Here is a 22,886-nt window from a genome sequence, read left to right on the forward strand (position 1 = left end):
ATTCAGAAAAATTGGAAAATTATATTTTTAGTTCGGGAGAAGCAGAGTTGGCAAACAGAGCATTTACGCTGGGCGATGCGGTGAAGGTTTCTTTTTTTATAAGAAACTCTCAGTTGATTATGGATGAAGAATGCTATTTCTTTTTAATGGCTTCGATGCGAAAAATGAGACTGAACATTCCGTTAAGTTACACGTTGGAGTTTTTCCAAAATCTTTTTACGCAAGAAGTAATTGAAGGGAAATCTGTACAAAACGGAATCATCAACTTTTTGGTGTACAGGAATAGAGATGGGGTAACGGTTTCAAAATCTAGTGTTTCTTATTTTTATGAAGTGGCGGAGGTTTCTGATGTTTTAGACATTCATCAAAGAGCTTTGGAGCTTGATTTGATTAAAGAAATCAACGTGAATACAAATCTTTTGAGCAACATTAGACTTCATTCGCCAGAAAACATTTATGGAAGCATTTACGCTGAAGAAAATGATTTAGACGACGTTATTTTCCTTAATCCAAACAAGAGAATTGCTCGTACAACGATGGGAAATCTTTTGTTTTTGGAAGAAGATGTAATTAAAATTCCTAAACATACAGAAGGAGCTTACATTTCGCCGTTGCTGGAGAATTTCGTAACCTTCATTCATAAAAATAAATTGGCAGATATTCAGGAATCTGAAATGATTGCTTTTGAATCTCAAAAAGCCGAAGAAATTCTTTTAATTTCAGACGAAAAAGGTATTTTCTCGGTTGGAAAAATTAGAAATAAAACTTTCGCCACAACAAAATTCACAGACCTTGTGAAACAGTGGAGAGAGAGCCTTTAAAATTGACAAACCCGGTAAACAACGACGAAAGTCCTTTACCGGGTTTTTTTTCTGCACGAGTCAGAATTTGTATTTTCTATTTATAATTCTCTGAAAATCTTATCGAATTTTTTTGCGACTTCTTTTTGTCCTTCTTTGCTCGAAAAGTAATTTCTGTCTTTTGTATTGTTCAAAAATCCGAGTTCTACCAAAACTGCAGGTGATTTTGATTCTCTTAAAATATGAAGATTTTTTTCAGTAATGGAGCAATCTCCCAAAGTTCCCGAAATTACTTTAGCTAAATTTTTCGATTCTTCGCTTGCTTGAGTGTAAATTTCGTGGCCAGACCTTTCAGATTCTACTTTCGCACTGTTGTTCATATGAAGAGAAATAACAGCGGTAGGATGTAGCTCGTTTATTTTTTCTGTTCTTCCAGATAAAGTAACGTATTCATCACCGTTTCTCGTCATTACAATTTCGTAATCGTTGTTGTTTGTATTGAAGTTTTTAATTTCATTAGCGATATTCAGAACAATATCTTTTTCCAGAATATTTTCTCTTTGTGCGCCAAAATCATTTCCACCATGTCCTGCATCCAAGACAATTACTTTTTTATTGATGGGCGTAAAAGATAAAAACGAAGCTGCAATTAGAGAAAATCCAAACAGTTTAAGTGCTTTCATATCATTAAGTTTTATTTATCCAAATAACGTGATTTTGGTCTTAAAAATTAGTTAAAGCAGACTTAAAATTTTGTTAATATTTGAAAATGAGTTACTTAAAGATTTAGTTCATCGAAATGTCTTCCGGTGAATTTGCCCAAAGAAGAAACTCGCCTCCCAGATTTTGCATAATGGTTTTCCATAAAGTATGATCGTTGGGAAGTGTGTAATCTAGATTGTAAACATCTACAACCGTCCAAAGTTTTCTTGAAATTTCGTTTTCAAGTTGTCCGGCAGACCATCCAGAATATCCTGAGAATATTTTTAAATCTTCCACATTCAATTGATTGGTCATTACACCACTAATCACCTTTTCTACATCTTCAGTAAGGTAGAAATGGTCATTAATTTCAGAATAATTGTCGGTAATTTTTTCACCTTTAATGATGAAAAAAACTTTATCATTTTCTACAGGACCACCATCGTACACATCAATTTTAAATTCAAAAATATTTTTGAATCTTGTACTCATTTTAGTGTTTCTTTTGTTGAGGATAAGCCCAAAACTTCCATTCTCATTATGATCAATCATGAGCACTACAGACCTCGAAAAAATATCCCCTGAAATATCAGGCGTAGAGATTAATATTTTACCTTTGTACGAGTAATTCATACTCAAATGTAATAAAAATTCTTTATGGAAAATCTGCACGATAGGAGAAAAACATACGAAAAATCTCAACTTATTGAGAATGAGATTAAACAAAATCCGTTCGAACAGTTTAGGGATTGGTTTTTGGAAGCTACAGAGAATCCTATGATATCAGAATCTAACGCAATGTGCGTGTCTACGATAGAGGAGGACGGTTGTCCGCGAAGTAGAATGGTACTTTTGAAGTCTTACAACTATGAAGGTTTTGTATTTTATACCAACTACGAAAGCCGAAAAGGGAAGTCTATTGAGAAAACGCACAAAGCATGTCTGCATTTTTTCTGGCCTTCTATGGAAAGACAAATTATTATTAAAGCAAATCTTGAAAGAATTCCAGAGAATCTAAGCGATGGTTATTTTCACTCTAGACCAAAGGGAAGTCAGTTGGGAGCTGTAGTTTCGCCACAAAGTACTGTAATTCCGAATCGCGAATTTTTAGAAGAAAAACTTAAAGATTTGGAAAACGAATACGAAAATAAGGAAGTTCCCAGACCAGAAAACTGGGGAGGTTACATCGCAAAACCTTATGAGATTGAATTTTGGCAAGGAAGACCCAATCGTTTGCACGACCGCATTATTTATAACTTAAAAGAATGGGATTGGGAAATTTCCAGATTGGCACCGTAATAAGATCAATTTAAATATAAAAAGAGAATATGTAAAACTGCATATTCTCTTTTTTAAATATTTAAGTAAAGCGCTACTTCCGATTTAAAATAATTATTTTTGCAGCAAATTATTCGTATGCAAAATTATTTAGAATTCAATTTTAAAATTTCTCCGCTTCAGCCTTGGAACGAGATTCTTATGGCAGAACTTATCGAGATTGGTTTCGATAGTTTCACAGAAGAGCTTGAAGGTATTTTAGGATACGTTCAGAAGGAACTTTTTAATGAAGAAGAATTGAAGGCGCTTCCGCTGTTTCAAAACGAAGAGGTAAAAATAGAATATACTTTCCAAGAAATGCCCAATATCAACTGGAATGAAGAGTGGGAGAAGAATTTCGAACCTATTAATATCGATGATAAAGTATTAATTAGAGCAGAATTTCATGAATCAGTTCCTGGAATGCACGAAATTATTATTCAGCCTAAAATGTCTTTCGGAACGGGGCATCATCCAACGACGCATTTGATGATTCAACAAATGATGGATATCGATTTTAACGGTAAAAAAGTACTTGATATGGGTTGCGGAACTTCAGTTTTAGCAATTTATGCCAAACAAATTGGAGCTGGAGATACAAAAGCGATTGATATTGATGAATGGTCTGTAGAAAATTCTAAAGAAAACGCAGTAAGAAATGGGGTGGAGCTCGATATTGAATTAGGAACAGCTGATAATTTAGGAAAAGAAAACTACGATATTATTTTAGCTAATATTAATAGAAATATCCTTATTTCTGATATCCCGACTTATGTTTCTGTTTTAAATGATGGCGGGAAATTGCTTCTTTCAGGGTTGTGTTTCTTTGATGTTGCTGATATTTTGGAAGTTTGTAAAGAAAACGGTTTAGAACTGAAAAAACAGCTGCAAAGAGAAGAGTGGGTAAGTCTTCTTCTTGAAAAATAAATAAAAAGCGCCCATCTCCGAAAAGATGGGCGCTTACTCAAACTATATGGAATCAAAATTAGGAATATTTTCGGCAGACATATTCTACGTTCGTATTCAGTAATTTATTTTTATTAAGAAAGTATTCCAGATTCTGAAATTCTTCCGTGGTGGCGTTCAAATACAATTGAAACGAGCCAAAATCATTACCATTCACGTATTCCACATCTGCATTCAAAACTCTGTAGCACATTCCCATTTGGTTGCAGATTACGTTTAGGAGATAATCAAATTTCATTTTCCCGTTCAATTCTACTTCCAAGATTAGTTCTTTTTTGCTAATGTTCAGTTTTTGTGGCAAAGCCTGCAGTTTTTGTGTAATCATGCTGATTTTTTTTAGATTAATGACTCAATTCTTTCGTACATAAATTTGTTTTTGTTTTAAATACAGGACAAAAGTAAAAAAAAATATTAGTCCACCAAATTTGTGGACTAATAAATGTGATATTTTAACAAAAAAAAAAGAAACCATAATGGGTTTCTTTCGTAATTATAATTCTTTGATGCGCATGAGTTTTTCTGAAGCAGCCAAACCGTTTGGGTTGCAACCTGGCTCTCCTTCGGGAACTTTTAGATTTTTTTTATCGTAAAAATTTTGCCAGAATTCGTTGGTTTTTCCAGTTTTTGGGTCAATAAACGTCATGGGTTCAAGTTTGAAAATATGGTCTTTTCTAAAAATTCTTTCAATAAAATCTGAACAATAATAAGAGTTTTCGTCTAAAATATAATTGAAATTATAAGGCTTTCCGAGCATCGTGTTTGCTTTTTCTAAAGCAGTAGAAATTGTATTTTGAAACTCGGGTTTTAGTCGATAAACTACAATATTTTGTTTGTCTTCTTTTTGATTTTTAATGAAATCTTTTAAATCTTGTCGGTTTGAACCTTTTTCTGGCGAAGCATGCAGCACAAAATATTTTCCGTTTTTGATTTCTAAAATTCCGATGTGGTCAAATTTTTCGCTTTCTTTTTTTTGAGTAACATTATTGATTGCTCCAGAAAGTCCAGAATTTGTTGCGGTCACGAAAAGCAAATCTCCATTTTTAAGGTCAGATTTTATATTGGAAGCGCAGTTAAAAAGTGTAAGAATTAAGGCTAAAAAAGTAAAGAATTTAGCGTTTAAGATTTTCTTCATAAAGATCAATAAACTTTTGTACTGTTATTTTTGTGCTTAGTTCTCCAATTAGTTCTAAAGGAATTTCGTTGATGTTTTTAAACCTCACACACGATTTTCCCATGTCGAGCTTCCTTTTTGAATGTTTTGGAAATTCTTCCGTAAACCATTTTAGTAACTCGGGATCAGAATATAATCCCATATGATATAATGCGATAAAATTTTTCTGAGAGGCGATACTCATGAAGGGGAGTGGTTGTTCTGGAGTGCAATGATATCCTGCAGGATAGGTTTCCAGAGGTACATTCCAGCCAATCATTCCGTAGGAGCATCCTTCTTTGAAACCTTCTGGAAGATTTTTGTGAATGGTTTGATATAATTTTGTAAATATTTCTTGTCTTTCTTCTGGGATTTTCGAGATATATTCTTCTATGGTATCAGTAAATATTTGCATGATGTATTTTTTTTTCAAATAAACAAAATTTTAATAGAATAAAAAACGGTTGTACATCATCTGTACAACCGTTCATATAATAATTCAAAAATAATTTATTTTTTGATGACTTTCGCAGTTTTTTGCGAACCGTCTTTAAATTGAATGTTCAATAGATATAATCCTGCATTAAGTTCAGCTATACCTAAAACACTGAGTATGTAAGAAGGTAGTGTTTTTCATAAATACTTCATGATTTTTTCTTGCACAAAAGTATTAAATAATTCAGTAAATTGTGAATGTGTTTTGTTTTTTTTTTAAATGTTTTAGCTAAAATGGTTTGTTGTGTATATTGTATATTCGATTTTTGTATTTAAAATTTATTTTAATTTAATTTTTGATGATTTAAATATAAAATATGTGGTTTGCATGGTATTGATTAGTACTTTGATTAAATCTTAAACTAAGACAAAATAATTTCATATTTTTGCGCATACAAAATTCAGACAATGCCTAAGATCTCAAACAGAGCGCAGCACATGCCACCTTCACCGGTAAGAAAATTGGTTCCATTTGCCTTGAAAGCAAAACAAAACGGAACAAAAGTTTATCATTTAAATATCGGACAACCAGATATTGAAACTCCTGAAACAGCTCTTAATGCTTTAAAAAATATTGATCTTAAAGTATTAGAATATGCTCTTTCTGAAGGTAATTTAGAATACAGAAAAGTTCTTACAGAATATTATCATTCTTTAGATTTTACAGACCTTACGCCAGATAATTTTATCGTTACCAACGGTGGTTCTGAAGCTTTGAATTTTGCTATTTCTACACTTTGTGATGATGGTGATGAAATTATTATTCCAGAACCGTATTATGCAAACTACAATGGTTTTACAAGTACGTTTAATGTAAATGTTGTTGCAGTTCCTTCAACAATTGATACAGGTTTTGCACTTCCTCCAGTAGAAGAATTCGAAAAGAAAATTACCGATAAAACCAGAGCGATTGTTATTTGTAATCCAGGAAATCCAACAGGTTACCTTTATACAAGAGAAGAATTGCAAAAATTGGCAGAAATTGCCTTGAAATACGATATCGTAGTTATTTCTGATGAGGTGTACAGAGAATATGTTTATGATGGGAAACAGCAAATTTCGATGCTTGCTTTCCCAGAATTAAGCGAAAACTGTATCATTATCGATTCAGAATCTAAAAGATATTCAATGTGTGGTGTGAGAATCGGTTGTATGGTTACACGTTCTAAGAAAATTCATGATGCGGCAATGCTTTTTGCACAAGCGAGATTGAGTCCAGTTTTATTGGGGCAAATTGCAGCAGCAGCAGCGCATCAAAACGATGGAGCTTATATTAGAGCAGTGAGAGAAGAATATACTCACAGAAGAAACGTTTTGGTGGAGCAGTTAAATGCAATTCCGGGAGTTATTTGCCCGAAACCAAAAGGAGCTTTCTATTGTGTAGCAGAACTTCCTGTTGATGATACTGAAGTTTTCGCACAGTGGCTTTTAGAAAAATATTCAAATAAAGGAGAAACCATTATGGTGGCTCCTGCAGGTGGTTTTTATTCTGACCCAGAATTGGGGAAAAAACAAGTAAGAATCGCTTATGTGCTTAATGAGCAAGATCTTCGTAGAAGTGTTGAAATCTTGAAAGATGCTCTAGAAAAGTACAATCAGGAAAAATAAATTTTTAATTTACAATACAATGTCAGCAATAAAAAACGCAGGGTTGAAGATGTTCTTTCCGGTATTTTTATTGCTGATTTTTTCTTGTAAAGATTCCTCAAAAAAAGTCAAAAATACTGGCTTTGAAACCATAGAATATGTTGTTTATTCTCAAGTTGGCGGGAAAGATGGAAGTTATAAAACTGTAAAAGTTACCCAAGATTCTATTATTTTGAATAAAGGTGAAACTGCTTTAAACCTTCATAAAACCTGGAAAGCTAAGCTTTCTAAACAGCAGAAAAATTCTATTTTTAATCAATTAAAAGTTAATCAACTTGCTTTTATCAGAAGTTCGGAAAGCAAGCAGTTTAAAAAAGAAATAGATGAAACCTTTCAGGTGAAAACTACCAAAACTTCTCATGTTTTTGTGAATGCTTTTAATGATGAAGAAAATTACAAGCAATTGAAGAATTTTAAAACCGAACTCGAAAAACTTATTCCAAAAGAATACGGATTATGATGAAAGAAAATTTCTCTTTACAGCCTTTCAATACCTTTGGTGTAGCGGTTAATGCTAAATATTTTGCTGAAGTAAATTCTGTTGATGAATTGCTTCAAGCTCTTAAATTCTCAAACGCTCAAACACTCAAACTTCTCTTTTTAGGAGGTGGAAGTAATCTTTTATTTACCAAAGATTTTGACGGTTTAGTCATAAAACTGAATTTGAAAGGAATTTCAGAGGAGATTTTAAATGAAAACGAAGTAAAAATCACCGCTCAAGCTGGTGAAAATTGGCATGAGTTCATTTTGTATTGTTTAAAGAAAAATTATGGTGGTTTAGAAAACTTATCATTAATTCCTGGAAATGTTGGAACTTCTCCCATGCAAAATATTGGTGCGTACGGAACGGAAATTAAAGACGTGTTTGTAAGCTGTAAAGTTCTGAATATCGAAACTTTAGAAACTGAAATTTTCGACCTTGAAAAATGCAGGTTTGGTTACAGAGATTCTATATTTAAGCAAGAGGGAAAAGGGAAATATGTGATTCTGGAAGTGAGTTTTAAATTAACCACTCAAAATCATCATGTTAAAATTGAGTACGGTGCGATAAAATCTGAATTGGAGCAGTTAGGAATTGATATTTCTGATGTTTCAAAAGTTACTATTCAACAGGTTTCGCAGGCGGTTATCAATATTCGAGAAAGTAAATTACCCAATCCAAAAGAGATAGGGAATGCTGGAAGTTTTTTTAAAAATCCTACGATTTCTTTATCTCAGTTTGAAGAATTAAAAGAACGTTTTCCGAATATTCAAGGGTATCCAAATGGTGATGTTGTGAAAGTTCCTGCAGGTTGGCTTATTGAGCAATCGGGTTGGAAAGGAAAGCAAATCGGAAATGTAGCTTCACACAAACTTCAGGCTTTGGTGATTGTGAATGCAACCAGAAAGGCAACCGGAAAAGAAATCTACGATTTCTCGTCACTTATCATAAATTCTGTGAAAGAAAAATACGGAATCGAGCTCGAAAGAGAAGTGAATATTTTGTAAAAAAAATAAATGAAAAATCCCGACTTTTTATTAAAATGAAAAGTCGGGATTTTTTTTGTTTATGGGTTTGAAATAATCAGTGTAGATGGGATGTCTGAAAGCCAAAGGTTTTTAGTATCGATTAGGTTTTTCCAGCTTTTACTGCTTACGAGCATTAAGTCTTGGGATTGAAGGAAGTCTTTCTCAATGTTCTTTTCATTATACAATGTGATGTGATTGGGAGCGACTTGCTCAATGCTTCTTATGAGTTCTTTTACTTCGATATTATTTTTTATTTGCCCACCGGCGTCTAGAATAATAATTTGAGAATTGTTGTTGTTGATAAGTCTTTTTGCATACTCTAAAAGGTAAAAATCACTTAAATTAAAAATAGGGATAAAGACTTTGTCGGCAGCGGTGAAGTTTTTTTCAACCATAATTCCTACAGGGATGTTTGTTTTGTCTAGAATTTGGAGGGTGAAATCATCAAAAGGAGAATTGTTAAAGATAGAGCCTTTTCCTTTTACTGTATTAATAAGCTTTTCTGGATTGATAATTTTGGTTGTAAAACCGAGTAGTCTTCCTAGTAAACTCCCTTCGTACATGGATTTTCCGAGCATTATTAGAAGGAGGTCATAGTGTCCTTTTTTCGATATATTGGCTAGATCACTCTCGATGTCGTTGGAGGCTTTAAAAAGTGTGGTTACTTTTACATTGAGCTCCTGTGATTTTTCTATTACATTTTTAAATTGCTTGTTTTCATACTCGTTAATATCGTAAGCGTGCATTTCTTCAAGCGGAGCGATATTCATTGCGGTAATACTTTTGTTTCCGTTCATTTTGTTGGTCAAATCATGGGCTAGTTTTAAAAGTGTACTCCCAGATTCTGGATTTTCAAAAGAAAGTAAAACTCTATATTGTGCATCGTGATTGTCTTCACTCTCTTCATTTGATTTTTTAGATTTAAAAATAAAATTGATGAGGTCTAGAGTGGGTCCCGTCATAAATGTTGTGAACAATGCCATAATTACCATCATTGCAAAAATTTGAGGGCTTAAAACGCCTAGGTCATATCCTATATTGAGGACGATTAGTTCCATTAAACCTCTAGTATTCATCAATGCTCCAATGGTAAGACTATCTTTCCAGTTGATGCCTAGGAATTTTGCTGTTAATGCGCTGCCTGCAAATTTCCCCACAACAGCGGTTGAGATTATAAAACCTGCAATAATCCATAAGTGGCTATCATTTAATAGCCCTATTTCTGTACGCAAACCTGTAAACACAAAAAATAGAGGGAGAAGAAGTACTAATGCTATATCTTCAATTTTTTCAATAAATAAAGTTCTGAATTTTGCATTTTCTGGCATTATAGCTCCTGCCATGAAAGCACCAAAAAGAGCGTGGATGCCGATAACTTCTGTTGCGTAAGCAGAAAGGATTAAAGTAAGAAAAAATATGGCAACCATTGGTTTATTGATGTTGTTTTTGCTTGCTTGTAAGTCGCCAATTCTTTTGAGAAAAGGTCTTACGATTTTAATCATTAAAAAAACATATGCTATTGCCATTAAAATCACATATATAGAACTGGTAAAAGAACCTGCTTTTACAATTGCAATTACTGCTGCTAGAATACACCATGCGGTAATGTCATCTGCTGCTGCGCAGGTAATTACTACGGTGCCAAGTTTTGTTTTTTGAAGGTTTCTTTCTTGAACAATTCTTGCCAAGACAGGAAAAGCCGTAATGCTCATTGCGATTGCTATGAAAAGAGCAAATGAGGTAAACTGAACTCCTTCTGGAGCAAATTCGCGGTAGATGAAATATGATAGCCCAATACCTAAAGCGAATGGTATAATAATACTTGCGTGACTTATTACAACGGCGTCGTGTGCTTTTTTACGAAGAACGCTTAAGTCCAGTTCCATTCCAACGATGTACATGAATAAAATTAAACCAATTTGGCTTAAAAACTGAAGATTTCCAAGTGATTCTTTCGGAAATAAAAATGCGGAAAATTCAGGGAAATACATGCCTATAAGTGATGGTCCTAAAACAATACCTGCAATCATTTCCCCAATTACCGAAGGTTGTTTTAGTTTTATACAGATCCAGCCGAAAAGTCTCGCTACGAAAATAATCGTAACAATTTGTGCTAAAAGTAAAGCTAATGGATGGTGTAGGTTGGAAAGGAAAGATTCTCTGAAATTTTCCCAAGATGTACCATTGTTTGTTTTTGCAACTATGTTTTCCTTAAGTTCTAAAGTTTGTCCTTCCATCATGAAGAAATACATAAGACATGAAAAAACGGTAATCGTTGCAGTGTAAAATATGATGTTTCTGTATTTTCCCCAATTCATAATTCTATTATTTTCCTGCAAAGTTCATGAGTTTGTTTCGCAATAAAAACAATTGGAAGTTTAAATGTAACAAAGATGGGAAATTCTGTAATGAAATTTTTACATTTCGTTACTTAGTCTTTTAATTAAGATATTTTTAAAAGTTTCTCCGAGCTGAAGCTTTGCAGGGCTTTGTGTCTCGTCTAGAAAAGTGGTTAAGATTTCATTTCCGGCAATGGCTTTTATTGCTGTAATTGCGATAATTTCTTTTTTGTTTACTTGGGTGAAATCTTTTGAAGGAAGCATTTCTAAAAGGGTCTTGAAATTTAGATTTTTTAGAACGATAGAAGTTTTATTATTTAAGTAAATTTCTTTGTCTCGACTATCTATGTCGGACGTTTTAATGTAAAGAATCTGTTTTGTAAAAATCATCGATCTGCCTAGATTGCTATTCCATTCTATGAAATCATTCTTTGCGGATTGCTGTAATTGTTGTTTTGCTTTATTAAAAGCTTGAATGAGTCTTTCTTTTTTTATAGGTTTTCTGACGTAATCTACTACATTTAAATCGAATGCTTCAGCTGCATATTCTTTGTAAGCAGTGGTGAAAATGATTTTTTTATTCTCAGAAATAATATCTGCAACCTGAAGACCAGTTATTCCAGGCATCTCGATATCTAGAATACAAAGGTCACAATCAATTTTTTCAATTTCATTTAAAAATAAATGAGGATCGTTGTAGGCTTTAATTATTTCTATATCTTCAATTTGCTCACAGAGTAATTTTAGATAGCTTATTGCCAGTAATTCGTCATCTAGAATAACGCACTTTATCATAGAAATCTTTAAGATTTAAGGTGAGTTCTGCGGTGAAAATACCGTTTTTTAAACTTCTTTCGAGATTGTAATGATTTTTGTAAATCATTTTCAGACGTTGTTCAAGAGATTGGCTTCCAAAACCACTTTTTTCTTTATTAAGTGTGTTTTTTTGTGATGCTTTATTGGATGTTTTCATTTTAAATACACCATTTTCTAGTTCAAGCTGAATAGAGATGTAAGAATCCTGAGATAAAAAATCGGTATGTTTAAAAGTATTTTCGATAAGATCTACAGAAATAAGAGGTGCGAAAATTTGTTCACGGAAAATAGGGTCTGAGGTATCAATTTTCGATTTTATTCTGAAGTCGAATAATGGGTTGATTTTAATTCTATTAATTTCAATTAAGCTCATGGCAAAATCAAGCTCTTCCTTTGGGCTTACAAAGCGGCGATTGCTTTCGTATAGGATATAATCAAGCACATTAGCTAATTTGTCTAGCGACATGTAGGTTTGATAGGCGTGTGATTGTACGGAGTTTAAAATGTTTTTGAACAGGTGTGGGTTTAGTTTTGCTCCAATTTGCTCTAGTTGCACTTCGTTAAGCCTTTTCTCTAAAAGTTTTGCATTTTCAGTAACTTGAATGTTTTTAATTTTTAGTCGTTGATTTTGACTGAAAAAATAAATGCAAACAGCTAAAAATGCGAAAATGGCAAAAACACCAAAAAAAATGACATAGTCATGAATCATGTAGTAATTACCATTCATAGTCGATAGGTTTGTTTAGTGAAATTTTACCTAATTTTTTTCAGTGTATTGAACGTTGCTTTTTCTTCGCACTTATCAAAAGTGATTTCGTATTTCGGGTTGTTTTCTGGATAAATTAAAAGATAATCTGGGCAAGGTTTTTTCTGAGCATGGCTTTTGTCGAAGTCAATTTTTCCTTTGGTGATAATACTGTCTTTAATAAATTTTTCATCGATTTTTAAAGCGGCCATTTCATTTTTAAAGCTTTCAGAATAAGTGAAGTCTTTGGAAAGGGTTTCGGCAATTACTCGGCTGTTCGGAAGGTATCCGCTGCAGCTTGCTCCTTTTTTGTTTAGAATAAAAAATACGATAACAAGACCGGGAATAAGCCCAATCATATAGAATTTAAGTTTTTTCATTTAGAAAATTTTTGAAATTCCGATTAATAAAAGGAAAATCATTAAAAAATTAAAAGGTTGATGTCGTGATAAGTAAGCCCGAAACGGTCGCAAATTACTTTTTTGGTATGTCTGCCTTTGTACATATAAAGACTTTGCTTCATTTCGTTTTTTCTAAGAAGCATGTTTTCAAAACCACCTTCTTCGTCGTAATTTAAAATGTAAGAAAGGAAAAAGTTTGAAATTGCTTTTGTTGTTGTTCTCGGCATTTTTGAGGTCAAGTTTGGTAAACCGCAATGAATGACGCCATGTTTTATGATGTAAGGGTTTTCCATCGTGGTAAGTTCGGAAGTTTCAATTACTTTTCCGTTGTCGATGGTAATGTCGATTATTACTGTTCCTTTTTTCATTTTTGTTACCATTTCTTCGGTAACAATTGGGGTCATGTTAAGTCTTGGAAGTGCTCCAATCACAACATCGGCACGTCTTAAAGCTTTTTTAAGCTCTTTTGGGTCGATAATTGAAGTGGGAACTCTGCTGTCTACTAATGTATGAAGTCTTCTTAATTTTGAAAGCGAATTGTCGAAAACTTTTACACTTGCTCCAAGCCCGATAGCCGCTTTTGTGGCAAACTCTCCCACGATACCGGCTCCAATGATTACTACTTCTGTAGGTCGTACACCTGTAATTCCTCCCAACATTAAACCGTTTGAAAGTGCTAAAAGTTCTGATGCGTACAAGATTGATACAGAACCCGCGATTTCACCAATCAATCTTACGAGCGCAAGCTGCTTATATTCATCAAAGATAAATTCAAAAGCAATAGCGTTAATCTTCTTTTCTGCCAGTTTGCAAAAATATTCTTTATCTCTAAGGTTTATTTGTAAAGCTGAAACAAGGTATCCATTGGGTTTGAAATACTCAATTTCTTCTAAAGTTGGTGGGTTTATTTTTAAAACTAAATCCTGTCCAAAGGCTTCCTTTGGGTCTGTAGTAATTTTTGCTCCCGATTCAGAATATTGAAGGTCTGTAAAAAAAGAGCCTTGTCCTGCACCAGATTCTATAATAATCTCGTGGCCATGTTCTACCAAAACCTGTACGGCATCTGGAGTAATGCAGGTTCTTCTTTCGTTTAGACAGGTTTCTTTTGGAATTCCTATGCTGAATTGTTTACCTTTTTTAATAACCTCAAGTTTTTCCTCTTTGGGCATTAAATCTTCTTCGGTAAACGGGGTGAAAATATTAGTAGTGCTCATTCTTTAAAGATAGATTATGACTAACAAAATAAATTAAAAATCAATCGGTTTCACGAGGCAAATATACAGATTATTTATTCGAAAGTAATTTCTCTTGTTTCTCCATTGTTTTCAATTTTCATGGTATGAAAATTTAAACCTTCAAGCTCGTCTTCGTATACTTCGGGCCATTCTATAATACATAGATAAGAATTATCTAGGTATTCTTCGATGCCAATGTCATAGACTTCATCAATATTTTTCAATCTGTAAAGGTCAAAATGGAAAATTTTTCCTTTTGGAGTACTGTATTCGTTTACAATAGAATAAGTGGGCGAGTTTACCTCGTCTTCACTTCCGATGTTTTTCAAAAGAACCTGTGTAAACGTTGTTTTTCCTGCGCCTAAATTTCCCTTTAATAAAAGGATGTTGTGTTGTATTTTAGGAAGAATCTCCGACACAACTTTTTGCCAGTCGCCAAGAGAAGAAATACTGAATGTTACCATGGTTCAAAAATAAGATTTTGAAGCGAATCAATGAAATTTGATTGATTTGTGAAATTTATTTATTAATTATAATTGTTTACGTTTAATAAATTTCGATAATAACAAATTTACAAATAAAATATTTAATTAAAAAATGGTATTTAATGAAAAATAATCTTTACTATTTTGTATCTTTATCAAACAAAACAACAACGATCGAAAAAAAATAATCATCCTGCTCTTTGCGGAGTATTTTATTTGATGTTTTATTGATGTTGCAGTAGAGATATCACAACTTGTTTTATTTCAGTAATTATGGTGAAAAACCATTTTGAATATCTGGTGATAGTTACTGTACTGTTCTTTAATAAACGTCGATAATCAGGAGATTTTATTAGGGTTGCATACTTGGTAAACCCGAAAAACTAAATTTATTACCTTGCACAAAGACAGATCAGGAAAAAAACTCTCTGATCTGTTTTTTTTGTTGCTATGAGTAATATTTTGGTAAAAGTCAAGCGTATTTTCCAATTTAAAATTATTTACTTTTGCCTTAATGATTTCTAAGCAGACCATAGATAAAATATTTTCCACAATCCGAGTAGAAGAGATTGTGGGCGAATATGTGCAGTTGAAAAGAGCAGGGTCTAATTTCAAAGGTTTAAGCCCGTTTGTGGACGAAAAGTCGCCAAGTTTTATTGTTTCTCCAAGTAAACAGATTTGGAAAGATTTTTCTACAGGAAAAGGAGGAACGGCGATTTCTTTCTTAATGGAAATCGAAAATTTTACTTATCCTGAAGCGTTACGACATGCTGCCAAAAAATATGGTATCGAAATCGAAGAAGACCGACAGGAAATTTCTGAAGAAGCAAAACAAGCGCAAAGTGATCGCGAACTTTTGTATAAAATACATGAAATTGCAAATACTTATTTCCAAGAAATTCTTTGGGATTCGCAGGAAGGGAGAAGTATAGGTTTGTCTTATTTCAGGGAACGAGAGTTGAAGGATGATATCATCAAAAAATTTCAACTGGGGTATTCTCCCGAAAAGAAAAATTCTTTCACCGAATTTGCTTTAAATAAAGGATATTCAAAAGAAATTTTAGAAAAATCCGGACTTTCTATTTTTCCTGAAAATTCTCCGGCGGGAATTGATCGTTTTCGCGAAAGGGTAATTTTTCCGATTCATAGTTTTTCGGGAAGGGTTTTAGGTTTTGGAGCGAGAATTCTGAAAAGCAATGTAAAAACTGCAAAATATCTCAACTCTCCGGAAACCGAAATTTACCATAAATCTAATGTCCTTTATGGCTTGAACCAAAGTAAACAGGCAATTTCTAAGAAAAATGTCTGTCTTTTGGTGGAAGGTTATATGGATGTGATTTCGCTCCATCTTTCAGGTATTGAGAATGTTGTGGCGAGTTCCGGAACTTCTTTAACAACGGAGCAGATTAAACTGATCAAAAGACTTACAGAAAATGTAACGATTCTTTTTGATGGCGATAATGCTGGAATTAAAGCGAGTTTCAGAAGTATTGATATGCTTTTGGCGGAAGGAATGAATATTCGTGTTCTTCTTTTCCCGGAAGGTGATGATCCTGATTCTTTTGCGAGAAAACATCCACAAGATTATGTGGAGAAGTTTATCGAAAACGAAGCGACAGATTTTATTGATTTTAAGGCTGAAATTTTACTTAAAGACGCTGGAACTGATCCGATCAAGAAAGCTGAAGCGATTCGAAATATCGTAAAATCGGTTTCTTTTGTTCAAAATGCGCTCAAAAAGGAGGTTTATTTAAAGGAAGTTTCGAATAAGTTTGGTTTGTCTGAGCAAACTTTGTTTAACGAATTAGATATTCAAAAACAGGTTACTCAAAACCAAAATCAGCATCAAAATCAAGTAAAAGAAGCGCAGAAACCTTCGAAATTAGAGATTGTACCTAAGCAAACCGAGCTTGAAGATTCGGTGCAGTTCAATATTATTCATCAAGAAAATAAATTGATTGATACCATGTTGATGTTTGGTGATATGGTTTTGGAAAGAAAAGACGCGAATCAGCAGAAGTATGAAATCACCGTAATTGAAGAGATTTTACATCATTTTGAGGATGAAAATTATGAGTTTCAGATTCCGATCAATCAAAAAATCATTGAAAATATTAAAGAAGGTATCGAAAAAGAAGAGCTTCGTGCTGGGAATTTCTTTATCACTTTAATGGATGAAGATATTACGCTGAAAGTTGCTGATGCCTTGCTTTCGCCAGACGATTTGAGCAATTGGTCTACGAGAAATATTTTTCCACCTGCGCTTGGTGATCATTTAGCGGATGAGGTAGAAGCTAATATTTTGATTCATAAATATTATTATATTCATTTTTTAATCAGAAAGCTTACACAAGAGCTTGAGAATTTTAGAGAAAATGATCCACAACAATATTTTGATTCTTTAAAGAAAATTATGATGCTTACAGAGTTTTCAAGACAACTCGCTGCAAAACTAGAATGGTCGCCGATTACGAAAGTGTAATCGTTTTGATTTATTAAATAAACAACGCTTTAATTTCATCCATTTAGTTTGTAAAAACTAAAATCGGGAAATGATTTTTCCTTTACATTTTTATTACACATTTTTTTTAATTCTGCCATATTGTCCTTACATTTGTTTGGAACGATATTAGTCAAACAAAAAGAAAAGATAATTTAATTACCTATGGATATTAAAAAAGAATTTAGAGATTTCTCTACAAAACATTTAGGAAACAATGGTTTGGTAACCGATCAGTATATGGGAATGTTCAACCCAACCAATCTTACGCCTTATATTATGGAGGAAAGAAGAATGAACGTTGCGCAAATGGACGTTTTTTCTAGATTGATGATGGATAGAATTATTTTCCTTGGAACGGGAATCGACGATCAAGTGGCAAATATCGTAACGGCGCAGCTTTTATTTTTAGAAAGTTCAGATCCGTCTAAAGATATTCAGATTTACATTAATTCTCCTGGAGGAAGTGTTTATGCAGGATTGGGAATTTATGACACGATGCAGATTATTAAGCCTGATGTAGCAACAATTTGTACAGGTATGGCTGCTTCAATGGGAGCGGTTTTATTGGTTGCAGGTGAAAAAGGGAAGCGTTCTGCTTTGAAGCACTCAAGAGTAATGATTCACCAACCAAGTGGAGGTGCACAAGGTGTGGCTTCTGATATGGAAATTAACCTAAGAGAAATGTTGAAGCTTAAAAAAGAATTGTACGACATTATTTCTGAACATTCTGGGCAAACTTACGAATGGGTAGAAAAAGCTTCAGACAGAGATTATTGGATGACTTCTACCGAAGCAAAAGAATTTGGTATGGTAGATGAGGTTTTACAAAGATCTAAAGAAAAATAGTTTTAGCTGAAATAAAAAAAAACTCACTGTTGAAAAGCAGTGAGTTTTTTTGTGAAAGATTTTATTTTTAGATTTCGGCGCGGGCGAAGCCCGCGCCGAAATCTAAAAATAAAAAAAAAAGCTGCATCATTTCTGATACAGCTTTTGTGTAATATAATCTTGTTGATTATTTTTTCTTAGCTCCTGCTACAGCGTTTGCTAGCTCTGCACCTGCTTTAAATTTAGCAACTTTTTTAGCAGCAATTTTAATTGGTTTTTTTGTAGCTGGGTTGATTCCCTGTCTTGCAGCTCTCTCAGAAACTGAAAAAGTACCAAAACCTACAAGAGAGATTTTTCCGTCTTTTTTCTGTAATGTAGAAGTTACGTTAGACATAAAAGATTCTAAAGCAGCCTTAGCTGCAACTTTTGTAATTCCTGCGTCTTTTGCAATTGCGTCGATTAATTCAGACTTGTTCATAATTTTTTATATTAAAAGTTAGTTTGTTATAATAGCAAATTTAGTATAATTTTCATATTGTGCAAATATTTTAGCAAAACTTATTAAAAATTTCATAAAAACCAAAAAATGATTGATTTTTGATTATTTTAAAATTCTAGTAAAATACGCATTTACAGCGGCTAAAATTGTGCCAAATGCCCTATATATAATGTTTTATGATTTTTTATAATTTCCTTTTTCATTTTATTAAATCCGAAATTTGTAAAAACAATTGCCGATTTTAAAAATATGGTTGCATTTATCTTAAAATTAGAGTGATATGGTTTAATAATCAGTAATTAACAGAAAGTTTATATTCAAAGATTTTGTTGTGTTACAAAACCGATTCTTTCTAAAAAATAATTAATAAATTTGCACCATGTTAATAGAAGTATTTAAATCTAAAATTCACAGGGTAAGAGTTACGGCTTCAGACCTGAATTATATAGGAAGCATCACGATTGACGAAGAGCTTATTGAAGCTGCAGGTTTGGTGGTAGGAGAAAGAGTTTATATCGTAAATGTAAATAACGGTGAACGTTTTGATACTTACGTAATCAAAGGAAAAAGGAAGTCTGGAGAAGTTTGTCTTAATGGTCCTGCTGCAAGAAAAGTTCAGAAAGACGATATTATCATTATCATCGCCTATGCGCAGATGTCTCCTGAAGAAGCAAAAGATTTTCAGCCGAAAATTGTTTTCCCAGACGAAAAAACAAACCTTCTTACCTAGTTTTACATGGAAGAGAAGAAAAAAAATCCCCTCAAAAGTTTTTTAACCATCATTATTTCTTTAGCGTTTGCTGCGTTTTTTCTGTGGCTTGCTTTAAAGGATTTTGATTTTAAATCTTTCAAAGATTCTATTTCTAAAGCCAATTATTGGTGGGTTGCTTTTGCCGGAGTTTTCGGGCTTTTGGCGTATTGGTTTCGTGCAGTTCGTTGGAATTTGCTTTTGGAACCGATGGGCTACACAACCTCTACCTCGAATGCGCTTTGGAGCATTTCTTTTGGATATCTAATGAATCTTACCATTCCAAGAAGTGGGGAAGTAGCGCGTTCAACCGCTTTGTATGGTGTTGAAAAAATCCCGGTTGATAAATCTTTCGGAACCATTATCCTTGAAAGAGTAATCGACTTGGTTTGTATGATAGGTTTTTTGATTTTGACAATCATTTTTAAAGGAAGTGTAATTTATTCATTTGTTGAAAATGCAGGAATAAAAATTAATACAACCAAAGTATTGCTTGTTGTTTTGGCTGGAATTGCTGGTCTTGTATTTTTCTTTGCCTTTAAGAAAAAGCTGGCTCAAATTAGCTTTCTTAATAAAATTATTCAGTTTATTGATGGCATATTTCAGGGAATAGCTTCTATCGGAAAACTAAAACAAAAAGGTAAATTCATTTTTTACACCGTAGGAATTTGGATTTCGTACTACATGGCGGCGTATTTGGTATGCTTTGCGCTTCCCGAAACTTCAGATTTTACCATTGCAGATGGCTTTTTCATCATTGTTGTAGGTACTTTGGGAATGATTGTTCCGGCAAGTGGCGGAATTGGCGCTTTCAACCTGGCTATGAAATACGGTTTTATGACACTTTTTCTGGCTATGGGAAAAGACGGAGATCAAGGTTCTGCGCTTGGTCTTACTTATTCTTTCATTTCTCTGCCTTTACAATTGTTTTTGATGATTGTAATGGGTGGGATTTCAATTCCAATGTTGGCAAAAGAACGTAACAAGTTATCAAATAATTAAAACGAAAATTTGAATTCGTTTTTAGAAATAAAAAAATCCTTTTCTGTGTGAAAAGGATTTTTGTTTTTTATGACTGATTTATTATTTCGTTAAATCTAAACCACCAAAATTTCCAGAACTCATCATGAGATAAACTCCATTGGTTTTGTCTAAACTTTCCCAATATTGATGCAAATCTTCCGCATTGGTAAATACTTTCAAGCTCTCATTCTTGAATTTTTCTTTGATTAAATCTGGCGAAATAGCTTCCATTCTTTTAATCTTCAAAGCATCTTCAGAATAAAAAACGATGGCTTCTTCCGGCCCGTCCATTGCGTGGTCGTATTGCTCCAGAAAAACAGGATTCAAGCTAGAATATGTGTGAAGCTCGAGGAAAGCATATTTTTTTTGATTTTTAAACTGCTCACAAAAAGCTTTTACCGCAGCTTTTACTTTGCTTGGAGCGTGTGCAAAATCTTTATAAAGTGTACCGCCGTCGTTTCTTTCTACTTTTTCAAGGCGTTTAGAAGCTCCTTTAAAGCTCATAATAGCTTCATAAAACTCCTCATCCATAATTCCTAAGGTGTGGCAAATATGTCTTGCTCCTTCAAGGTTTAAAAGGTTGTGAGCACCAAAAACAGAAAGCGGAACATCGCCCATAATTTCCGTTTTCAGTAAAACTTTACCATTGCTGATTTCGTATTCCGGAGTTTTGTAAGGCATTTTTCTGAAATAATTTTCAGCATTTTCTACCACTTTTACCACTTCTGCATCTTCTTCGTTGTATACCAAAACTCCACCTGGAGTAATACTTGCTACAAATTTTCTGAATTGCTCGATATAATCATCAAAGGTTTTAAAAACGTTGATGTGGTCCCATGCAATTCCACTTAAAAGTGCAATGTTGGGTTGGTAAAGCAAAAATTTAGAACGTAAATCGATGGGTGAAGAAAGGTATTCATCTCCTTCCAAAACCATGAAATCGTTGTCTTGCGTAAGTTTTACCATACAATCAAAACCTTCCAATTGAGCTCCAACCATAAAATCTACATCTTTTTGATGAAAATTTAAAACGTGAAGAATCATAGAAGTAATCGTGGTTTTACCATGAGAACCTGCTATTACAACTCTGGTTTTGTCTTTAGATTGCTCGTATAAAAATTCTGGGTATGAGTATATTTTTAAACCTAATTCTTTTGCTTTAGCCAATTCAGGGTTGTCTTGATGGGCGTGCATTCCTAAAATAACGGCATCTAAATCTGAAGTGATTTTTTCAGGAAACCATCCCATTTCTTCAGGAAGAATATCTTTTTTTTCTAGCCTAGATTTAGACGGCTCAAAAATTGCGTCGTCCGAACCTGTTACTTGGTATCCTTTATCTTTTAATGCAATGGCTAAATTGTGCATCGCGCTTCCGCCGATGGCTATGAAGTGGGTTTTCAATTTATTTTGTGTTATTTACGTTATTGTCTATGATTTTTTGAAAAACTTCTACAGAATTTTCCCATTTTACCTGGTCTACAGCCATTATCAGGCTTGCGTCTGTTTTACTGCCAGAATTTTCGCCCTTTTTGACTGTAAGAATAATGGAAGGTTTGTTGTAAACTTTCTTTCTGTCTTCAAGGATTTTTCTGAATTGGTTTTCGCTTAAAACTTTCTCGATATTCTGTAGTTCTGTGTCTGAAATTTTAAACTTTTTCTTTGTTTTTTTGTCTTTAGATTCTAAAGAATAAAGTACGTTATTTCCTTTAATTAAAAGGTTTTCGTATCGAGAGACAGCGCTTTCACTTTTCGAATAACTATAATCGAATTCTGAAAAAGCTTTTTGTGAATTACAAGAAATAAGAATCGTAAGGATCAGAAAAATTGAGAGTATTTTTTTCATTTTTTTGAGTTTTTAAGAGTTGGTTTCTTGTGATTTTTTAGCCTTTAATTCTTGATCATAGGTGTGCAAAACGTTGAAATCTTCTGTCTGCTCTATAGCAGTCATAATTTTCAGAAGAATATCGTGAGAGTTTTCGTTGTCATAATCAATATCTAAAGGCGCTTTAAACTCCATAGTAGGTTTTACTCCGGTCACTTTTACACGAAGACCTTTCTTATCAAACGCTCTTCTAAAGCCATTTATTTTAATAGGAATTACAATTGGTCTTTGGTTCTTTACCAATTTTGCAGTTCCTCTTCTTCCTTGCGCAAATGCGGCGGTGGTTCCTTGCGGAAATGTTGCAACCCAACCGTTTTGAAGTGCTTTCATGATGTTGTCTACCTCGCTCATGTCTACCATTCGGTTTACATTTTTACCTTCGGCTCTCCAGGTTCTTTTTACTGTTACTGCTCCTGCAATTTTGAAAATTTTAGGTAGAATTCCTTTATTCATTGTTTCTTCTGCGGCAACGTAGTAAAAATCGATCTTTGGGTTGAGCAGATAGATCGGGTTTTTAATTGTATTCAGATAGCCATTGTTTACTGCGCAAAATGCATGATACATCGCTGCAACATCGGCGAAATAGGTTTGGTGATTGGATACGAAAAGAACATTAGAATCGGGTAGGTCTACCAAATGTTCTGTTCCGGTGATTTTCAGTTTATTGAATCCGTTAAATCTTCTGTAAGATACGAAACCCAGTATAAAGATGATCAACCTTTTTAAAAAATAAGGAGTTCCGAATGCATCGGTAAAGATATTTTTTTTGGCCATATTTAGTTAAAAAACAATGTTGCAA

At 33.5% G+C, this 22,886-nt stretch carries 25 protein-coding genes; 10 read left to right on the forward strand and 15 right to left on the reverse strand.

The window, feature by feature from the left end:
* The first annotated feature begins 11 nt into the window (after positions 1-11).
* Entirely contained in the window at positions 12-821 is an 810-nt protein-coding gene (locus tag AC2A1D_RS13335) for an aminotransferase class IV (protein WP_484044077.1), read from the forward strand.
* 80 nt (positions 822-901) lie between these two features.
* Here the strand turns inward: AC2A1D_RS13335 and AC2A1D_RS13340 are convergent, their stop codons facing one another.
* Together AC2A1D_RS13340 and AC2A1D_RS13345 are read right to left on the reverse strand one after the other, a co-directional pair.
* Positions 902-1,483, reverse strand: coding sequence for an N-acetylmuramoyl-L-alanine amidase family protein (locus AC2A1D_RS13340; RefSeq protein ID WP_484044078.1), 582 nt, complete (start codon positions 1,481-1,483; stop codon positions 902-904).
* 103 nt (positions 1,484-1,586) lie between these two features.
* The gene (locus tag AC2A1D_RS13345; protein ID WP_484044079.1) at positions 1,587-2,135 is read right to left on the reverse strand and encodes a YqgE/AlgH family protein; all 549 of its coding nucleotides are present in this window, start codon (positions 2,133-2,135) and stop codon (positions 1,587-1,589) included.
* A 24-nt stretch (positions 2,136-2,159) separates the two neighbouring features.
* Between AC2A1D_RS13345 and pdxH the strand changes: the two genes are divergently transcribed.
* Positions 2,160-2,801 carry a pyridoxamine 5'-phosphate oxidase gene (pdxH, locus tag AC2A1D_RS13350; RefSeq protein ID WP_484044080.1) on the forward strand — a complete coding sequence of 214 codons (642 nt, stop codon included), beginning with the start codon at positions 2,160-2,162 and terminating at the stop codon, positions 2,799-2,801.
* Positions 2,802-2,918: 117 nt separating this feature from the next.
* On the forward strand, positions 2,919-3,746 hold the full coding sequence (prmA, locus tag AC2A1D_RS13355; RefSeq protein ID WP_484044081.1) for a 50S ribosomal protein L11 methyltransferase: 828 nt from the start codon (positions 2,919-2,921) through the stop codon (positions 3,744-3,746).
* 58 nt (positions 3,747-3,804) lie between these two features.
* Here the strand turns inward: prmA and AC2A1D_RS13360 are convergent, their stop codons facing one another.
* The 3 genes from AC2A1D_RS13360 to AC2A1D_RS13370 all read right to left on the reverse strand — a co-directional run bounded on the left by AC2A1D_RS13360 (position 3,805) and on the right by AC2A1D_RS13370 (position 5,350).
* Positions 3,805-4,110, reverse strand: a complete 306-nt coding sequence (locus AC2A1D_RS13360) for a cysteine methyltransferase (protein ID WP_484044082.1) — start codon at positions 4,108-4,110, stop codon at positions 3,805-3,807.
* A 165-nt stretch (positions 4,111-4,275) separates the two neighbouring features.
* Complete coding sequence (locus AC2A1D_RS13365; RefSeq protein ID WP_484044083.1) at positions 4,276-4,917, reverse strand: YiiX/YebB-like N1pC/P60 family cysteine hydrolase; 642 nt, start codon at positions 4,915-4,917, stop codon at positions 4,276-4,278.
* The gene (locus AC2A1D_RS13370; RefSeq protein WP_484044084.1) at positions 4,895-5,350 is read right to left on the reverse strand and encodes a DUF1801 domain-containing protein; all 456 of its coding nucleotides are present in this window, start codon (positions 5,348-5,350) and stop codon (positions 4,895-4,897) included. The genes AC2A1D_RS13365 and AC2A1D_RS13370 overlap by 23 nt, the downstream gene beginning before the upstream one ends.
* A 488-nt stretch (positions 5,351-5,838) precedes the next feature.
* Here AC2A1D_RS13370 and AC2A1D_RS13375 point away from each other — a divergent pair, with 488 nt between their 5' ends.
* From AC2A1D_RS13375 to murB, 3 genes are read left to right on the forward strand one after another with little or no spacing between them, the layout of a single operon-like run.
* A complete protein-coding gene (locus tag AC2A1D_RS13375; protein ID WP_484044085.1) occupies positions 5,839-7,038 on the forward strand; it encodes a pyridoxal phosphate-dependent aminotransferase in 1,200 nt (399 codons plus the stop codon).
* 19 nt (positions 7,039-7,057) lie between these two features.
* Positions 7,058-7,537 (forward strand): hypothetical protein, encoded by a 480-nt coding sequence (locus AC2A1D_RS13380; RefSeq protein ID WP_484044086.1) that lies wholly within the window; start codon positions 7,058-7,060, stop codon positions 7,535-7,537.
* Positions 7,531-8,565, forward strand: a complete 1,035-nt coding sequence (gene murB / locus AC2A1D_RS13385) for a UDP-N-acetylmuramate dehydrogenase (RefSeq protein ID WP_484044129.1) — start codon at positions 7,531-7,533, stop codon at positions 8,563-8,565. The genes AC2A1D_RS13380 and murB overlap by 7 nt, the downstream gene beginning before the upstream one ends.
* A 59-nt stretch (positions 8,566-8,624) precedes the next feature.
* Here murB and AC2A1D_RS13390 read toward each other — a convergent pair whose 3' ends face one another.
* The 6 genes from AC2A1D_RS13390 to tsaE form a co-directional block, all read right to left on the reverse strand.
* On the reverse strand, positions 8,625-10,904 hold the full coding sequence (locus AC2A1D_RS13390; protein WP_484044087.1) for a cation:proton antiporter: 2,280 nt from the start codon (positions 10,902-10,904) through the stop codon (positions 8,625-8,627).
* 99 nt (positions 10,905-11,003) lie between these two features.
* Positions 11,004-11,720, reverse strand: a complete 717-nt coding sequence (locus AC2A1D_RS13395) for a LytR/AlgR family response regulator transcription factor (RefSeq protein WP_484044088.1) — start codon at positions 11,718-11,720, stop codon at positions 11,004-11,006.
* The gene (locus AC2A1D_RS13400; RefSeq protein WP_484044089.1) at positions 11,695-12,468 is read right to left on the reverse strand and encodes a histidine kinase; all 774 of its coding nucleotides are present in this window, start codon (positions 12,466-12,468) and stop codon (positions 11,695-11,697) included. Before AC2A1D_RS13400 ends, AC2A1D_RS13395 begins: the two co-directional genes overlap by 26 nt.
* 26 nt (positions 12,469-12,494) lie before the next feature.
* Positions 12,495-12,866: a hypothetical protein gene (locus AC2A1D_RS13405; RefSeq protein WP_484044090.1), complete on the reverse strand. Its 372-nt coding sequence runs from the start codon at positions 12,864-12,866 to the stop codon at positions 12,495-12,497.
* A 41-nt stretch (positions 12,867-12,907) separates the two neighbouring features.
* The gene (locus AC2A1D_RS13410) at positions 12,908-14,101 is read right to left on the reverse strand and encodes an alanine dehydrogenase (protein ID WP_484044091.1); all 1,194 of its coding nucleotides are present in this window, start codon (positions 14,099-14,101) and stop codon (positions 12,908-12,910) included.
* 74 nt (positions 14,102-14,175) lie between these two features.
* The gene (tsaE, locus tag AC2A1D_RS13415; protein WP_484044092.1) at positions 14,176-14,586 is read right to left on the reverse strand and encodes a tRNA (adenosine(37)-N6)-threonylcarbamoyltransferase complex ATPase subunit type 1 TsaE; all 411 of its coding nucleotides are present in this window, start codon (positions 14,584-14,586) and stop codon (positions 14,176-14,178) included.
* A gap of 535 nt (positions 14,587-15,121) precedes the next feature.
* Here tsaE and dnaG point away from each other — a divergent pair.
* A complete protein-coding gene (gene dnaG / locus AC2A1D_RS13420; protein ID WP_484044093.1) occupies positions 15,122-17,089 on the forward strand; it encodes a DNA primase in 1,968 nt (655 codons plus the stop codon).
* A gap of 183 nt (positions 17,090-17,272) precedes the next feature.
* The gene (clpP, locus tag AC2A1D_RS13425) at positions 17,273-17,956 is read left to right on the forward strand and encodes an ATP-dependent Clp endopeptidase proteolytic subunit ClpP (RefSeq protein WP_484044094.1); all 684 of its coding nucleotides are present in this window, start codon (positions 17,273-17,275) and stop codon (positions 17,954-17,956) included.
* A 166-nt stretch (positions 17,957-18,122) separates the two neighbouring features.
* On the opposite strand, the gene AC2A1D_RS13430 is transcribed toward clpP, so the two are convergent.
* Positions 18,123-18,413, reverse strand: a complete 291-nt coding sequence (locus tag AC2A1D_RS13430; protein ID WP_484044095.1) for an HU family DNA-binding protein — start codon at positions 18,411-18,413, stop codon at positions 18,123-18,125.
* A 400-nt stretch (positions 18,414-18,813) separates the two neighbouring features.
* Here AC2A1D_RS13430 and panD point away from each other — a divergent pair, with 400 nt between their 5' ends.
* On the forward strand, positions 18,814-19,164 hold the full coding sequence (gene panD / locus AC2A1D_RS13435) for an aspartate 1-decarboxylase (RefSeq protein WP_484044096.1): 351 nt from the start codon (positions 18,814-18,816) through the stop codon (positions 19,162-19,164).
* Positions 19,165-19,170: 6 nt separating this feature from the next.
* The gene (locus tag AC2A1D_RS13440) at positions 19,171-20,184 is read left to right on the forward strand and encodes a lysylphosphatidylglycerol synthase transmembrane domain-containing protein (protein ID WP_484044097.1); all 1,014 of its coding nucleotides are present in this window, start codon (positions 19,171-19,173) and stop codon (positions 20,182-20,184) included.
* 81 nt (positions 20,185-20,265) lie between these two features.
* On the opposite strand, the gene AC2A1D_RS13445 is transcribed toward AC2A1D_RS13440, so the two are convergent.
* Genes AC2A1D_RS13445 through AC2A1D_RS13455 form a run of 3 tightly spaced genes read right to left on the reverse strand, consistent with a single transcriptional unit; the run spans position 20,266 to position 22,861 of the window.
* Entirely contained in the window at positions 20,266-21,606 is a 1,341-nt protein-coding gene (locus tag AC2A1D_RS13445; RefSeq protein WP_484044098.1) for a UDP-N-acetylmuramate--L-alanine ligase, read from the reverse strand.
* A gap of 1 nt (position 21,607) precedes the next feature.
* Entirely contained in the window at positions 21,608-22,048 is a 441-nt protein-coding gene (locus tag AC2A1D_RS13450) for a hypothetical protein (protein ID WP_484044099.1), read from the reverse strand.
* 12 nt (positions 22,049-22,060) lie between these two features.
* Positions 22,061-22,861: a lysophospholipid acyltransferase family protein gene (locus tag AC2A1D_RS13455; RefSeq protein WP_484044100.1), complete on the reverse strand. Its 801-nt coding sequence runs from the start codon at positions 22,859-22,861 to the stop codon at positions 22,061-22,063.
* Positions 22,862-22,886: the final 25 nt, after the last annotated feature.

This window comes from Chryseobacterium sp. HNCC26DJ239 (genome assembly GCF_057180445.1).

What these genes read in the sequence shown, in the direction of transcription:
- AC2A1D_RS13340 (WP_484044078.1), bottom strand. Translation starts at nt 1,483, where the DNA reads ATGAAAGCACTTAAACTGTTTGGATTTTCTCTAATTGCAGCTTCGTTT.
- AC2A1D_RS13400 (WP_484044089.1), bottom strand. Translation starts at nt 12,468, where the DNA reads ATGAATGGTAATTACTACATGATTCATGACTATGTCATTTTTTTTGGT.
- AC2A1D_RS13440 (WP_484044097.1), top strand. Translation starts at nt 19,171, where the DNA reads ATGGAAGAGAAGAAAAAAAATCCCCTCAAAAGTTTTTTAACCATCATT.
- AC2A1D_RS13360 (WP_484044082.1), bottom strand. Translation starts at nt 4,110, where the DNA reads ATGATTACACAAAAACTGCAGGCTTTGCCACAAAAACTGAACATTAGC.
- AC2A1D_RS13450 (WP_484044099.1), bottom strand. Translation starts at nt 22,048, where the DNA reads ATGAAAAAAATACTCTCAATTTTTCTGATCCTTACGATTCTTATTTCT.
- tsaE (WP_484044092.1), bottom strand. Translation starts at nt 14,586, where the DNA reads ATGGTAACATTCAGTATTTCTTCTCTTGGCGACTGGCAAAAAGTTGTG.
- AC2A1D_RS13370 (WP_484044084.1), bottom strand. Translation starts at nt 5,350, where the DNA reads ATGCAAATATTTACTGATACCATAGAAGAATATATCTCGAAAATCCCA.
- AC2A1D_RS13375 (WP_484044085.1), top strand. Translation starts at nt 5,839, where the DNA reads ATGCCTAAGATCTCAAACAGAGCGCAGCACATGCCACCTTCACCGGTA.
- clpP (WP_484044094.1), top strand. Translation starts at nt 17,273, where the DNA reads ATGGATATTAAAAAAGAATTTAGAGATTTCTCTACAAAACATTTAGGA.
- dnaG (WP_484044093.1), top strand. Translation starts at nt 15,122, where the DNA reads ATGATTTCTAAGCAGACCATAGATAAAATATTTTCCACAATCCGAGTA.
- AC2A1D_RS13395 (WP_484044088.1), bottom strand. Translation starts at nt 11,720, where the DNA reads ATGATAAAGTGCGTTATTCTAGATGACGAATTACTGGCAATAAGCTAT.
- AC2A1D_RS13410 (WP_484044091.1), bottom strand. Translation starts at nt 14,101, where the DNA reads ATGAGCACTACTAATATTTTCACCCCGTTTACCGAAGAAGATTTAATG.
- AC2A1D_RS13455 (WP_484044100.1), bottom strand. Translation starts at nt 22,861, where the DNA reads ATGGCCAAAAAAAATATCTTTACCGATGCATTCGGAACTCCTTATTTT.
- AC2A1D_RS13430 (WP_484044095.1), bottom strand. Translation starts at nt 18,413, where the DNA reads ATGAACAAGTCTGAATTAATCGACGCAATTGCAAAAGACGCAGGAATT.
- panD (WP_484044096.1), top strand. Translation starts at nt 18,814, where the DNA reads ATGTTAATAGAAGTATTTAAATCTAAAATTCACAGGGTAAGAGTTACG.
- prmA (WP_484044081.1), top strand. Translation starts at nt 2,919, where the DNA reads ATGCAAAATTATTTAGAATTCAATTTTAAAATTTCTCCGCTTCAGCCT.
- AC2A1D_RS13345 (WP_484044079.1), bottom strand. Translation starts at nt 2,135, where the DNA reads ATGAATTACTCGTACAAAGGTAAAATATTAATCTCTACGCCTGATATT.
- AC2A1D_RS13390 (WP_484044087.1), bottom strand. Translation starts at nt 10,904, where the DNA reads ATGAATTGGGGAAAATACAGAAACATCATATTTTACACTGCAACGATT.
- AC2A1D_RS13405 (WP_484044090.1), bottom strand. Translation starts at nt 12,866, where the DNA reads ATGAAAAAACTTAAATTCTATATGATTGGGCTTATTCCCGGTCTTGTT.
- AC2A1D_RS13380 (WP_484044086.1), top strand. Translation starts at nt 7,058, where the DNA reads ATGTCAGCAATAAAAAACGCAGGGTTGAAGATGTTCTTTCCGGTATTT.
- pdxH (WP_484044080.1), top strand. Translation starts at nt 2,160, where the DNA reads ATGGAAAATCTGCACGATAGGAGAAAAACATACGAAAAATCTCAACTT.
- AC2A1D_RS13365 (WP_484044083.1), bottom strand. Translation starts at nt 4,917, where the DNA reads ATGAAGAAAATCTTAAACGCTAAATTCTTTACTTTTTTAGCCTTAATT.